Origin of the sequence: Pseudomonas gregormendelii (genome assembly GCF_017114825.1) — a bacterium.
Classification (GTDB): domain Bacteria; phylum Pseudomonadota; class Gammaproteobacteria; order Pseudomonadales; family Pseudomonadaceae; genus Aquipseudomonas; species Aquipseudomonas gregormendelii.
The window spans coordinates 19,824-33,442 of sequence record NZ_JADEVO010000005.1; the positions used below are offsets into that span (position 1 = coordinate 19,824).

General features: G+C 60.8%; 12 protein-coding genes. 5 read left to right on the forward strand and 7 right to left on the reverse strand.

Features of this window, described 5'->3' with window-relative positions; genetic code table 11:
- Window positions 1-15: 15 nt before the first annotated feature.
- The 3 genes from IMW75_RS05240 to IMW75_RS05250 form a co-directional block, all read right to left on the reverse strand.
- The gene (locus tag IMW75_RS05240) at window positions 16-1,611 is read right to left on the reverse strand and encodes a GMC family oxidoreductase (protein ID WP_205892045.1); all 1,596 of its coding nucleotides are present in this window, start codon (window positions 1,609-1,611) and stop codon (window positions 16-18) included.
- A 127-nt stretch (window positions 1,612-1,738) separates the two neighbouring features.
- Window positions 1,739-2,284, reverse strand: a complete 546-nt coding sequence (locus IMW75_RS05245) for a hypothetical protein (RefSeq protein WP_045059803.1) — start codon at window positions 2,282-2,284, stop codon at window positions 1,739-1,741.
- A gap of 25 nt (window positions 2,285-2,309) precedes the next feature.
- Window positions 2,310-3,740, reverse strand: a complete 1,431-nt coding sequence (locus tag IMW75_RS05250) for a coniferyl aldehyde dehydrogenase (RefSeq protein WP_205892046.1) — start codon at window positions 3,738-3,740, stop codon at window positions 2,310-2,312.
- Window positions 3,741-3,889: 149 nt separating this feature from the next.
- On the opposite strand from IMW75_RS05250, the gene IMW75_RS05255 reads away from it, so the two are divergent.
- Together IMW75_RS05255 and IMW75_RS05260 are read left to right on the forward strand one after the other, a co-directional pair.
- On the forward strand, window positions 3,890-4,579 hold the full coding sequence (locus IMW75_RS05255) for a TetR/AcrR family transcriptional regulator (protein ID WP_045059805.1): 690 nt from the start codon (window positions 3,890-3,892) through the stop codon (window positions 4,577-4,579).
- 15 nt (window positions 4,580-4,594) lie between these two features.
- A complete protein-coding gene (locus IMW75_RS05260; protein ID WP_205892047.1) occupies window positions 4,595-5,449 on the forward strand; it encodes a sulfurtransferase in 855 nt (284 codons plus the stop codon).
- A 104-nt stretch (window positions 5,450-5,553) separates the two neighbouring features.
- On the opposite strand, the gene IMW75_RS05265 is transcribed toward IMW75_RS05260, so the two are convergent.
- The 4 genes from IMW75_RS05265 to IMW75_RS05280 all read right to left on the reverse strand — a co-directional run bounded on the left by IMW75_RS05265 (window position 5,554) and on the right by IMW75_RS05280 (window position 10,061).
- A complete protein-coding gene (locus IMW75_RS05265; RefSeq protein ID WP_205892048.1) occupies window positions 5,554-6,546 on the reverse strand; it encodes a hydrolase in 993 nt (330 codons plus the stop codon).
- Between the two features lie 62 nt (window positions 6,547-6,608).
- The gene (rsmD, locus tag IMW75_RS05270; protein ID WP_045059808.1) at window positions 6,609-7,223 is read right to left on the reverse strand and encodes a 16S rRNA (guanine(966)-N(2))-methyltransferase RsmD; all 615 of its coding nucleotides are present in this window, start codon (window positions 7,221-7,223) and stop codon (window positions 6,609-6,611) included.
- Window positions 7,223-8,713, reverse strand: a complete 1,491-nt coding sequence (locus IMW75_RS05275) for a M16 family metallopeptidase (protein ID WP_045059809.1) — start codon at window positions 8,711-8,713, stop codon at window positions 7,223-7,225. The genes rsmD and IMW75_RS05275 overlap by 1 nt, the downstream gene beginning before the upstream one ends.
- The gene (locus IMW75_RS05280) at window positions 8,706-10,061 is read right to left on the reverse strand and encodes a M16 family metallopeptidase (protein ID WP_045059810.1); all 1,356 of its coding nucleotides are present in this window, start codon (window positions 10,059-10,061) and stop codon (window positions 8,706-8,708) included. Before IMW75_RS05280 ends, IMW75_RS05275 begins: the two co-directional genes overlap by 8 nt.
- A gap of 343 nt (window positions 10,062-10,404) precedes the next feature.
- Here IMW75_RS05280 and ftsY point away from each other — a divergent pair, with 343 nt between their 5' ends.
- Genes ftsY through ftsX form a run of 3 tightly spaced genes read left to right on the forward strand, consistent with a single transcriptional unit; the run spans window position 10,405 to window position 13,585 of the window.
- Window positions 10,405-11,898, forward strand: coding sequence for a signal recognition particle-docking protein FtsY (ftsY, locus tag IMW75_RS05285; RefSeq protein WP_205892049.1), 1,494 nt, complete (start codon window positions 10,405-10,407; stop codon window positions 11,896-11,898).
- Window positions 11,895-12,566, forward strand: a complete 672-nt coding sequence (ftsE, locus tag IMW75_RS05290) for a cell division ATP-binding protein FtsE (protein ID WP_045059812.1) — start codon at window positions 11,895-11,897, stop codon at window positions 12,564-12,566. The genes ftsY and ftsE overlap by 4 nt, the downstream gene beginning before the upstream one ends.
- The gene (ftsX, locus tag IMW75_RS05295; protein WP_045059813.1) at window positions 12,563-13,585 is read left to right on the forward strand and encodes a permease-like cell division protein FtsX; all 1,023 of its coding nucleotides are present in this window, start codon (window positions 12,563-12,565) and stop codon (window positions 13,583-13,585) included. Before ftsE ends, ftsX begins: the two co-directional genes overlap by 4 nt.
- The last annotated feature ends 34 nt before the right edge of the window (window positions 13,586-13,619 follow it).

The window sequence follows — 13,619 nt, forward strand, 5'->3', positions numbered from 1 at the left end:
GACTATTCCTCGTTTTCACGGATTTTTTAAACGGTCGGCGAGCGCGGTGGCCAGTTGCGCGGTCAGTCCGTACACCGATAATTGAGGGTTTGCACCAATGCTGGTGGGGAATAGCGAGCCATCATGGATCGACAGGTTGCTGATCTGGTGATGACGGCCGAGGCTGTCGGTCACGGCGTTTTTCGGCTCTTCGCCCATGGCGCAACCGCCCATCACATGGGCACTGCCCAGGCGGGTGCGGTAGAGCTCCAGGCTCAAACTGTCGATCAGCGTGCGCGCTTCGGCCAGGGTTTTGACGTGGCGAGCATCAGCATGCATCGGCATCACTGCATTGGCGCCACCGGCAAACTGGATTTCGGCCATGCTGTGGAACGCCCGGCGCAAGCCGTCCCAGGCATAGGCAGAAACCTGATAGTCGAGCACCGGGGTGTCGTCACCGCGCAATTCGACGCTGCCGCCGGGACTATCCGGGTGAAAGCCGTCACGTAGCAGCGCCAACATGGCGTGGGTGTGCGGCAAATTCTCCATGTGTCGGGAATTCTCTTCGCCGAAGCCGCCCAGCAGCGTGGTGGCGAGCGCCGGGTGCAGAGGTGGTACTTCCAGTTTGTAGGACATCTTGCCGCTGGTACCGTCCTGCCACTGGAAGTGATCGGAGTAGATCGACTGCGGAGCGCCGTAGAACGGGTTGATCACCTCATCGAACAGGGCGGCAGACATGTTCACCAAATGCAGGAACGTGCGTTTGCCCAGGCGCTTGTGCGGATCGGGGGCCGCGGAGCGCAGCAGTAGCGCCGGGCTGTTGATTGCGCCCCCGGCCAGTACGTAATGTCGCGCCTTGACCGTGATCGTCCTGCCCGTGGGCGCAACGCAGCGCTCATCCATCGCGACACAGCTCAGGCCGATGACCTTGTCGTCCTTGATCGAGAGCTTTTCAGCGCGAGCCAGATAGAGCAATTCACCGCCTTTTTCCAGGGTGGCTGGAATGGTCGTCACCAGCATTGACTGCTTGGCATTGGTCGGACAGCCCATGCCGCAGTAACCCAGGTTCCAGCAGCCACGAACGTTGCGCGGAATCACGTGCCAGCTGTAGCCCAGTTTTTCGCAGCCTTTGCGGATTACGTCGTTATTGGCGTTGGGCGGTACCATCCAGGGGGCGACCCCGAGCCGCTGCTCCATTTTCTCGAACCACGGCGCCATGTCGGCAGGGCTGTGGCCCTTTACGTCATGTTCCCGGGCCCAGTGTTCGAGCGTCGGGGGCGGGGTGCGAAAGCTCGATGTCCAGTTGATCAGCGTGGTGCCGCCCACCGCGCGCCCTTGCAGTATGGTGATGGCGCCGTCCTTGCTCATGCGGCCGATGCCTTCCTGATAGAGGCTGGCGTAGGCCTGGTCTTCGAGCATCTTGAAGTCGCTGCTGGTCTTGAGGGGACCTTCTTCGATCAGCAACACCTTGAATCCGGCGGCGCTGAGGATTTCTGCCGTGGTGCCGCCGCCGGCGCCGCTGCCGATGATTGCCACGTCGGCTTCCAGGGTCAGGTCCTCGGTCAGTTGCGAGCCGTTGTAGGTTTTCCAGCCGCGGGCCAGGCCTTCACGGAACGGATCAGGTACGGGCATGTTCGGGTTCTCGTTATTGTTTTGGTTTTGTGGTGAGGCTACCGACGCCATCGCGAGCAGGCTCGCTCCCACAGGGTTACGCGATAAAGGTGGGAGGTGAGCCTGCTCGCGATGGCATCCCCCGGTCTCAGACAGCAGGCGGGCCCGGATACCCGCAATGTGCCCACGACTCTTGCCGGCTATACCAAGCCATCATCACCAGCTGCAGCAGTGAGCTATGGCCCATGCGCAGCAGGCTTAACGAACTGTTTTCCCAGCGATCAAGGAACTGCCGGACTTCATCGGCGCTGGCATTCTCCCAACTGCCCCAAACGCCGGTCAGCGGGCCGCGAGTGACGGTCAAGCCGAGCACGTCGAACAACTGCTGGGTCAGCTTGAGCATCTGCGGCGAGAGATGATTGAGGCCGTTGTCCAGATTTTTCAGGGTGCTATCGACGGCGTGCGGCATTTGCTCGGTAGCCACCGCGCCATCAAGCATCACTGGAATCAGTGCTCGCAAAAACAGCAGGTCCCCTCGGCGCAGTATTGCGAAACCGCTGGCCGGCGTACTTGAGGAGCAGCCGCTGAGGCTTGCGCCCAAACCGGCCGTGGCAAGGAAAGCCGTGGCGCCCAAGCTGAATTTCAGCAGGCCGCGACGTGACAGCGCGGGTGTATCGGACAGGCTGGGATTCATTATTGTTATTACCCGGCGATGATGTTTAGCGGATGAACAGCTTCTGGATGAGCTTCTGGATGGCTTTGCCATAAGGCGGATAGATCAGCTTCGCCGCATTGAAGCGCTGCTTGATCAAAACGCCCTTGGCTTTGCTGAACGTCAGAAAACCCTCGTGGCCGTGGTAATGGCCCATGCCGGATGCGCCGATGCCGCCAAACGGCATGTCGTCCTGTGCGACGTGCAGCAGGGTGTCATTGAGGCAGACACCGCCGGAGTGGGTTTCATGGAGAACGCGCTGCTGTTCGCCCTTGTTGTAGCCAAAGTAATACAGGGCGAGCGGACGGGGGCGCTGGTTGATGTAGGCAAATGCTTGCGCCAGGTCCGTATAGGGCACGATCGGCAGCAGCGGGCCGAAGATTTCGTCCTGCATCACGGTCATGTCATCGCTGACGTTGAGCAGCAGGCTATGGCTCATGCGGCGTCCCTGACCCTGCTCGAACAGCGGTATCAGCAGCGCGCCCTTGCTGGTAGCGTCGCTGATGTAGCCGTTGAGGCGCGCCAGTTGGCGGTCATTGATGATGGCGGTGTAGTCCGGGTTGTCTGCCAGTGTCGGATAAAACCCGCGAACGGCCTGGCGATAGGCTTCAACGAAGCCACCGACCCGGTCGTGCGGCACCAGCACGTAGTCGGGGGCCACGCAAGTTTGCCCGGCGTTTAGCGTCTTGCCAAAGGCGATGCGCTCGGCGGCGTCTTTGAGCGGCACATCGTGGGACACGATCGCGGGGGATTTTCCGCCCAGTTCCAGGGTGACTGGCGTCAGGTTCTCAGCTGCCGCGCGCATCACGTGCTTGCCGATACTGGTGGCGCCGGTGAACAGCAGATGGTCAAAACGCAGCCGGGAAAATGCTACGCCAACATCAGCTTCACCGAGCACGACGCAGACCAGATCCTGGGGGAAAATCCGTCCCAGCAGTTCCTTTAGCAGCAATCCGGTGGCTGGCGTGGATTCGCTGAGTTTGAGCATCACCCGGTTACCCGCCGACAACGCGCCAACCAGAGGCCCAATGGCCAGGTACAGCGGATAGTTCCACGGCACGATCACGCCGACCACGCCCAAAGGCTGGTACACGACTTTGGCTGAAGCAGGCTGGAACGCAACTCCGACTTTGCGTCGCGAGGGCTTCATCCAGCCTTTCAGGTGCTGGCTCGCGTAATGGATGCCATGCAGGCTGGGCATCAGTTCAGCGAGCAGGGTTTCATCGGCGCTGCGGTGGCTGAAATCCTGGCTGATAGCGTCGATCAGGGCCTGGCGCTCAGTGCTGAGCAAATCCCTTAACGCTTTGAGCCATTGCTGACGCTGAGCTGCAGGAGGCATCGGGTTGGCAGCGTACGCAGCGCGTTGAGCATCAAACAGGCTGCGTAGTTCTTCCAACGGCTGCTGCAGGTTTTGCAGGTAGGCGACGTCAGCGGTCATGGTCAGCTCCGGATTTTTATTTTACTGGATAACTTTCTAGAGTCTATGCTCTATAAAGTCAACTGACATCCTGGTGCAGCTTTGTTTTATCCGGTTGCGGATAGGCCGTAAGATGCTCTCCATCGCATTCCTGAATTAAAGCTCAAGCCATGGCCCCTCGAATAAAAACCAGCGAGCGCATCGTGCAGAACAGCCTCGAGCTGTTTAACCAGCAAGGCGAACGCAGCATTAGCACTAACCACATTGCTGCCCATATGGAGATTTCTCCGGGCAACCTCTACTACCACTTCCCTAACAAGCAGGCGATCATTGCCGTGCTCTTCAGTGAGTACGAAAGCCTGGTGGACAGCTTCCTGCGTCCACCCCAGGGCCGCGCCTCCACGGTGGAAGATAAGCGTTTCTACCTCAAGGAACTGCTGGCAGCCATGTGGCGGTATCGCTTCCTGCATCGTGACCTCGAGCACCTGCTCGACAGCGATCCGGAGCTGGCCGGGCGCTACCGACGCTTTTCCCAGCGCTGCCTGATCCATGGCACGCATATCTACGCCGGCTTCGTCGAGGCCGGGATCCTGCGCATGGACAAGGTGCAGATCGAGTCCCTGACCCTCAACGCCTGGATTATCCTGACCTCCTGGGTGCGTTTTCTCTGCACGACGCGGGAAAATTCCAATCACTTGAGTGAGCAAGCCGTCAAGCGTGGGGTGTATCAGGTGCTGGTGCTGGAGGCGGGCTTCGTCACGGATCAGGCGCGTGATGAGGTCAATGCGCTGTATGAAGAATTTTATGTGCCGCTGGGTCAGGCGCTTGAAGAAGCGCATGAGGAATCAGAACCGCTTTAATCACAGGAGCCCGTTATGCCTATTGCGCAGTTGATCAGCCCGCAAGCGTTGGACCTGAAGAAGGAGCAGCCGGGGCTGGTGATCCTGGATTGTCGTTTTGCCCTGGAAGATCCGGACTACGGCCAGCGCAGTTACTCGGAGGGCCATATCGCAGGGTCGAGTTTTGCCGACCTGGAGCGGGATTTAAGCGGGACCGTCGTCAGGGGCGTGACCGGTCGACATCCATTGCCAAACCCCGACGACCTGATTGAACGCCTGCAGGCATGGGGCATCAATCCCGACAGTGAAGTGGTTCTGTATGACGACGGTCCTGGTGCGTTCGCGGCGCGGGCCTGGTGGTTGCTGGCCTGGCTGGGCAAGCGTGACGGCGTGTTCATCCTTGATGGCGGACTCAAGGCCTGGCATGCCGCCGGCTTGCCACTGAGCCTGGATGCGCCCGGCAAAGAGCGCAGCACCTTCACCGGTGAACCGGACGCCTCGTTGGTGCTGAGCAGCGAACAATTGCAGCAGCGTCTCGACCAGCCGGACATGACCTTGCTCGATGCTCGTGCCCTGGTCCGTTTCAAGGGCGAAGTGGAGCCGATCGATCCGGTAGCGGGGCATATTCCCGGGGCGCAATGCGCAGCGTTCACCGATAACCTGGGCGGCGACGGGCGATTCTTGCCGGCTGATCAGTTAAAGCAGCGCTTTGCGGCGAAACTGGCAGACCGTTCGCCGACGGAACTGGTGGCCTATTGCGGCTCCGGGGTGACTGCGTGCCATAACCTGTTCGCCCTGTGCCTGGCGGGTTATCCGTTGGGGGCGTTGTATGCGGGGTCTTGGAGCGAGTGGATCAATGATCCTGCGCGAGGCGTCGCCAGGGGCGAATAATCCAGTACCTGCAGGAGCGAGCTTGCTCGCGATGGAGGTGAACGATAACGCTGGAAATCAGGCACCCCGCAGCGCTCTCGGGTTTTTCGCGAGCAAGCTCGCTCCTACAGGGGATTTGCCAGCCACGCTGGGATGCGCCGCTCCAGGTAGTATCCCGGCTGCCTCACCGAACCCTCGACAAACCCGACATGCCCACCTGCGGCGTGCAACTCGAACTGGGTGCACGTGGATAACTCGTCGGCTCGGGGCAGACTGTGCGGGAATACGAATGGATCGTCAGCCGCCTGGATCATCAGCGTTGGCGTTTGGATCTGCCCAAGGAAATAACGGCTCGACGCTCGGCGATAATAATCTTCGGCATCGGCATAGCCGTGCAGTGGAGCGGTCACCCGGCCATCGAAGTCCCAGAAAGTGCGCATGTTCTCCAGAGAGCCCAAGGCCGCCAGGGACGCCAGTCCATCTTCGCGCCCGTCATGCTGGAACTGGCGTTGCTTGTTCTTGATGTAGGCCAGCATCTCGCGCATGAAATGCGCCTGATAGACCCTTGAAAAACCCTGGCCGATGCGATCTGCACATTGATCCAGGCGAAAGGGCACCGATACCGCCACAGCACCCTGCAAGCCACTGTCACGGCCACTTTCACCCAGGTATTTGAGCAACACATTACCGCCCAGGGAGTAACCAACTGCGTACAACGGAGCGAGTGGCCGCCTGGCGCGCAGGTGCTTGAGGGTTTCGGCCAGGTCTTCGCTGGCGCCGGAATGGTAACTGCGCGGCAACAGGTTCGGTTCCCCCGAGCAACCGCGCCAGTTCAGTGCGACGCTGGCCCAGCCCCGGGCCGCCAGCGCCTTTTGCACGCCCGCGACATAAGGTGAATTCGAAGAGCCGGTCAGCCCGTGCAAAACCAGCACCAAGGGGGTGTCGGGGCCCTGCGGGCCATGCCAGTCGAGGTCAAGAAAGTCCCCATCCTCAAGCCACAGGCGCTCGCGCTCGCGTTCAATGTGGGTGGTTTTACGCCACAGCGGTCCCCACAATGTCTGCAAGTGCGGGTTGCCAAGGCCGAAGGCGGGGGTGAAGCGTTCTGACGGAGGGGACACGATTACTCTCGAGGCGGCGGCGCTTGCCTCTATTGAGGCAGGCACCTTTTCAGGCGGGTCGATTAACCCGCGATCTGTGCCATACGTTGCCACAACGCGTAGTACACCCGCCCGGATTTCTGCTCCCGATGCAGGCGCCAGTTGCCTGGCAAGCCAAGGCTCGATGGCGCGTTTTCGCTCTCGGTGTAGATCCAGGCCTCGTCGGCCAGCCACTGGCGCTCTTCAAGCAGGGTGCACACGGTTGGCAACAGGTTCTGGTTGAACGGCGGGTCGAGGAATACCAGGTCGTAGGCCACGGCGGCCTGGGTTTCCAGGTAACGCAAGGCGTCGGCCGTCTGGATTTGCCCGGTGGTGCAACGCAGCGTGCCCAGGTGCTCCTTGATGCTCGACACGGCAATGTTGCTGGCGTCGAGCGCCTGGCCCATGGCGGCGCCTCGGGACAATGCCTCGAGGAACAGCGCGCCGCTGCCGGCGAAGGGGTCGAACACTTTCGCCCCGGCGACATAAGGCGCGAGCCAGTTGAACAGGGTTTCACGCACCCGGTCCGGCGTCGGGCGCAAGCCTGGTGCGTCGGGGAAGCTCAGCTTTCGGCTGCCCCATTCGCCGCCGATGATGCGCAATTGATTCACGCCGTTATGCACGTTGTGAACAGGTTTTTTAGGGCGAGAACTGGCCATTAATGCTCCGGAACCCCGAGCGGTTGCTCGGCAGGTTTATCAGTAGGGGCCGGTAACGGCTTTTGCGGCACGGTCGGGCCAGCGCTGACGATGACCATTTTGTCCGTGCTCAGGTGTTTGTTCAATGCAGCCTTGACCTGCTCGACGGTCAGGCTTTGCGACTGGCGCATGAAATCGTCCAGGTAACTCAGCGGCAGGTTGTAGAACCCCATGGCGCCCAGTTGGCCAACTATATCGGCATTACTGGCCGTCGACAGCGGGAAGCTGCCGGCCAGTTCGCGCTTGGCGTCGTCGAGTTCTTTCTGGGTCGGACCTGTCTTGAGGTAGTCGGCGAGGACATCCTGCACCAGTTTCAAGGTTCCTTCGCTCATTTCGGCGCGGGTCTGCAGGTTGATCATGAATGGGCCGCGCGCCTGCATGGGCGTGAAGCCGGAGTAGACGCCGTAAGCCAGGCCGCGTTTCTCCCGGACTTCGGTCATCAACCGAGTACCAAAACCGCCACCGCCGAGAATCTGGTTGCCCATGGACAATGCGGCATAGTCCGGATCTTCACGGTCGATGCCCAGCTGCGCGAGCATCAGGTTGGTCTGCTTGGAAGGGAACTCGATGTGGCCGATGCTGGCCTGGGGCTCTACCGGTTGCGCGATTTTCGCCAGTGCCGGGCCTTTTGGCAGGGCGCTGGACACTTGCGCGGCAATGGCCTCGGCATCGGCGCGAGACAGGTCTCCGACCAGGGCAATGACCACGTTGCCAGCGGCATAGGCTTTCTCATGGAAGGCCTTGAGTTGCGCCAAGGTAATTGCAGGAACGGTTTTCGCCGTGCCGTCGCTCGAGTGGGCGTAGGGGTGGTCGCCGTAAAGACGGGTCATCAGCTCCAGGCCTGCAAGTTTGCCGGGGTTCTGCTTCTGGTATTCGAAGCCGGCGAGCATCTGGTTCTTGATGCGCGCAAAGGAGTCGGCGGGAAAGGTCGGTTTGCCCACTACTTCGGAAAACAGCTCCAGGGCCGGCGCGCGTTTATCTGCGGCGCTGAGGCTGCGCAGCGAGGCGAGCGCCATGTCCTTGAATGCACCATTGCCAAAATCGGCGCCCAGGCCTTCAAAACCCTGGGCGATAGCGCCGACGTCCTTGCCTGCAACGCCTTCGTTGAGCATGGCATTGGTCAGCAGGGCGAGGCCGGGCGCGTCGCCGTCCTGACTGCTGCCGGCGGCGAAAATCAGGCGCAGGTCGAACATCGGCAGCTCGCGAGCTTCGACGAACAGCACTTTGGCGCCTTCGGCGGTGTTCCAGGTCTGCACATCCAGGGAGCGGTGGCTCGGCGCCTTGCCATCGAGCTCGGCCAGGGATTGCAGCTTCTGGCTGGACTTGGCCTTGTCGAGGGCCTCGCTGGCTGTCGAGTCGTCGGGCCGCAGCAGGTAGACGGTCGCGGAGCCGATCAGCGCGACAACGACGAGGCCGATCAGCGCCAGGCGCGGTTTTTTACGCTCACTCATGAGTCGTCTCCTGTGGCAGTACGTGGGCGACGCTGAGACGTTCGCGGGTGAAATACAGCTTGGCGGCCTTCTGGATGTCTTGCGGGGTCACGCTTTCCAGGTCGGCGAGTTCGGTGTCCATCAGTTTCCACGACAGGCCTACCGTTTCCAGCTGGCCAATGGAGGTGGCCTGGCTGGTTATCGAGTCGCGCTCGTAGACCAGGCCGGCGATGACCTGTGCGCGCACCCGCTCCAACTCTTCAGTGGCAGGTGCGGTGGTTTTCAACTGGTCGAGCAGTTTCCACAAGCCGGCCTCGGCCTGGGCGATGGTTTTGTTTTTCTGGGTGTTGGGGGTCGCCGACAAGGTGAACAGGCTGTCGCCACGGGTGTAGGCGTCATAGCTCGAAGAACCGCCGGACACCAGTTCTTCACCGCGTTCCAGTTGGGTCGGGATGCGGCCGCTGTAGCCGCCGTCCAGCAGGGCCGAGATGAGGCGCAGCGCGTTGACCGAGCGCTTGTCTTCAGCCGTGGCGATGCTCGGCACATTGAAGCCCAGCATCAGGCTCGGTAATTGGGTCTGCACGTGCAGGGTAATCTTCCGTTCACCGGGCTCGGCCAGTTCCAGAGGCTGCTTGGCTGAAGGCACGTCACGCTTGGGGATCGGGCCGAAATAGCGCTGGGCCAGGGTCTTGACCTCGTCTGGAGTGACGTCGCCGACCACCACCAGGGTGGCATTGTTCGGCACGTACCAGGATTGGTACCAATGGCGCAGCTCCTCGACCTTCATGCGGTCCAGGTCGGCCATCCAGCCGATGGTTGGCGTGTGGTAGCCGCTGGCCGGGTAGGCCATGGCTTTGAAGCGCTCATAGGCCTTGGACATGGGCTTGTCATCAGTGCGCAAGCGGCGCTCTTCCTTGATGACTTCGATTTCACGGGCGAACTCGTCGGGTGGCAGGCGCAGGCTGGCCATGCGGTCGGCTTCAAGCTCGAAGGCGACGCCGAGGCGATCACGGGCCAGCACCTGGTAATAGGCTGTGAAATCGTCGCTGGTGAATGCGTTCTCTTCAGCGCCCAGGTCGCGCAGGATCAACGAGGCTTCACCGGGGCCGATTTTTTCGCTGCCCTTGAACATCATGTGTTCCAGTGCATGGGACAAGCCAGTCTGGCCTGGGGTCTCGTAGCTGGAGCCGACCTTGTACCAGACCTGGGAAACGACCACCGGCGCTCGATGGTCTTCGCGCACTACGACCTTGAGGCCGTTGTCCAGGGTGAATTCGTGGGTGGGTTGGGGATCGGCAGCCAAGGCTGAGAGTGGCAGACAAACTGTGCTGAGCAGCAGGCCTGCAGCGCGGCGGGCAAGAGCATTCATTCGTTTTTAAACCTGTTGGGCGGCCCGCTTGGTCTTAGCGTCGGCGGGCGAGAGGGTGCTAGGATACTGATCCGTTTTAGCGGCGGCCACGCCTATCAAGCCTTGATGCTTGATCAGGTTGTATGGGTTCGCGACGGGAATTCGGCATTTACTGGCAGAGTTCTGCTTTTTCGCCGATTTTGCCGCATCAGTCCTGTGTTAAATCGTTTTCCTGAGGTGTCTCGTACACCTCTACAAAATGTTGCGCGTGAACAAGCTCGATCTATTGCAGTCTGTTCAGCATTGAATATTTATTTGCCGAGGCGCCTGTGGGCGCGTCGCTACCGTGAGATAGCCGTCCTCCATGTTTGGTTCCAACGACGACAAGAAGACCCCAGCTGCGGCTGGCGAGAAGAAAGGCCTGTTTGGATGGCTGCGCAAAAAGCCGCAGGAAACCGTCGTGGAACAGCCACAGCCACTTAATGAGCCGGCTCCAGCGCCGGTACTGGATGAGGAGCCCTCGCCGATTGTCCTGCCGATCGCCGAGCCGGTGCTGCAGCCGATCGTCGAGCCTGAACCTGAAGTCGTGGCTGAGCAACCCTCGACTCCGGTTCCGGTCGCCGAACCCTGGTTAAAATTGCCCGTCGCGGAAGAACCGGTGGCGTTGGTCGAGGATGAACTGGCGCCGCACCTGCCGCCGCCAATCCCGGCACCGACGGTTGTCGCGCCGGAGCCCGCTCAGGCACTGTTTGTGGAGCCGCCTGTCGCCCCCGTGGTGCTGACTGAGCCTGAGCCTGAGCCTGAGCCTATTGCAGTTCCAGTTCCAGTTCCAGCGCCAGCTGCGGTGCCAGCACCAGCGCCAGTGGTCGAGACGTCGGTTGCCGTCATTGAGCCTGTTGCAGAGCCTGTGCGTACCGAAGAATCCAAGGCGGGCTTCTTCGCCCGGCTCAAACAGGGCTTGTCCAAGACTAGCGCCAGCATTGGCGAGGGCATGGCCAGCCTGTTCCTGGGCAAGAAGTTCATCGATGACGAATTGCTCGAGGACATCGAAACCCGCCTGCTGACAGCCGATGTCGGCGTCGAAGCTACCTCGGTGATCATCCAGCGCCTGACCCAGAAGGTCGCGCGCAAGGAGCTGGCCGATGCGGCTGCGCTGTATAAATCGCTGCAGGCGGAGTTGGCCGCGATGCTCAAGCCGGTTGAGCAGCCGCTGAAAATCACCTCGCAGAGCAAACCGTTTGTCATTCTGGTCGTCGGCGTCAACGGCGCCGGCAAGACCACCACCATTGGCAAGCTGGCCAAAAAGCTGCAGCTCGAAGGCAAGAAAGTCATGCTGGCCGCCGGTGACACCTTCCGCGCCGCTGCGGTCGAGCAGTTGCAGGTCTGGGGCGAGCGCAACAAGATCCCGGTGATCGCCCAACACACTGGCGCCGACTCGGCATCGGTTATCTTTGACGCCGTGCAGGCCGCGAAGGCCCGGGGCATCGATGTATTGATAGCCGATACGGCCGGGCGCCTGCATACCAAAGACAACCTGATGGAAGAACTGAAGAAGGTTCGCCGGGTGATCAGCAAGCTCGATGCGGACGCGCCTCACGAAGTGTTGCTGGTGCTCGACGCGGGGACCGGCCAGAACGCCATCAACCAGGCCAAGCAATTCAACCAGACCGTTGAATTGACCGGGCTGGCGCTGACCAAGCTCGATGGCACGGCCAAGGGCGGGGTGATTTTCGCCCTGGCCAAGCAGTTCGGCTTGCCTATTCGCTACATTGGCGTCGGCGAAGGCATCGATGACTTGCGTACTTTTGAAGCAGAACCCTTTGTCCAGGCATTGTTTGCCGAGCGGGAGCGTTCATGATTCGTTTCGAACAGGTCGGTAAACGCTATCCGAACGGTCACGTCGGCTTGCACGAGCTGAGCTTTCGGGTCCGTCGGGGCGAGTTCCTGTTTGTAACCGGGCATTCCGGCGCCGGTAAAAGTACATTGCTGCGGCTGTTGTTGGCCATGGAGCGCCCGACTACCGGCAAGTTGCTGCTGGCCGGGCAGGACCTGGCCACCATCAGCAATGCGCAGATCCCCTTTCTGCGGCGTCAGATCGGGGTGGTGTTCCAGAATCACCAGCTGCTGTTCGATCGCACGGTGTTCAACAACATTGCCTTGCCGCTGCAGATCCTCGGCTTGTCGAAGGCCGAGATCGTCAAGCGCGTCGACTCCGCCCTTGAGCGTGTGGCGCTTTCCGACAAGACCGACCTGTACCCGGGCGACCTCTCCACCGGTCAACAACAGCGCGTCGGCATTGCCCGGGCCATCGTCCATCGTCCGGCTTTGCTGCTGGCGGATGAACCCACCGGTAACCTCGACCCGCGCCTGGCGGCAGAGATCATGGGGGTATTTGAAGACATCAATCGCCTCGGTACCAGCGTGCTGATTGCCAGTCACGACCTGGCATTGATCGCCCGCATGCGTCACCGCATGCTGACCCTGCAGCGCGGTCGATTGATCGGTGACGGGGAGGCCGGCGTATGAGTGCGACTCGCAGCCCCAAGGTTTCCGAGCGCGTTGCCCCGAAGGCCGCCGATCCGCAGCCGCAGAAGAAAAAACGCGACGACGATGACGGCCCCGATTTTGCCACGCTGTTCCATGCCTGGATTGAAAGCCATCGGGCCAGTCTGATGGACAGTCTGCGTCGTTTGGGCAAGCAGCCTATTGGCAGCTTCTTCACCTGCATGGTCATGGCGGTCGCCCTGAGCCTGCCCATGGGGCTGTCACTTCTGCTCGGTAACGTCGAGCGTCTAGGTGGTTCCTGGCAGCGTGCGGCGCAGATTTCCCTTTACCTGCAACTCGACGCCAGCCCCGAGCAGGGGGAAGCATTGCGTGAGCAGATAAAAGCTATCCCCGGCGTCGCCGATGCTGAATACGTAGGCCGCGACCAGGCGCTAGAAGAGTTCCAGCAGCAGTCCGGCTTGGGCGACGCGCTCAAGGAGCTGCCGGAAAACCCGCTGCCTGGCGTGGTACTGGTTACTCCGAATGAGGTCGACAAGCCCGCTCTTGAAGCATTGAGACAAAAACTTTCCGAGTTGCCCAAGGTACAGCAGGCGCAACTTGATCTAGTCTGGGTCGAGCGTTTGGCCGCGATCCTGAAGCTGGGCGACCGTTTTGTCTTCGGTCTGACCGTGCTGCTGGTTTCTGCATTACTTTTGGTGATAGGCAATACCATTCGTCTTCATATTGAAAACCGCCGCACAGAGATAGAAGTGATTAAACTCGTGGGCGGCACTGACAGTTATGTACGCAGGCCCTTTCTGTACATGGGCGCGCTGTATGGCTTCGGTGCAGGGATTTTTTCGTGGGGCTTGTTGGCGTTTGGCCTGGACTGGCTGAACGATGCGGTGGTCGGCCTGGCCGGTTTGTACGGCAGTGATTTCGCCTTGGCCGGGGTACCTGTTGCCGATGGTCTGTCACTCTTGCTTGGCGCGGTGCTGTTGGGGTATATCGGTGCATGGATTGCAGTCGCACGCCACCTGCGGGAGCTTGCGCCGAAGTAATATCATTTTGCTCGTATTGACCTTTCAGCGTTTA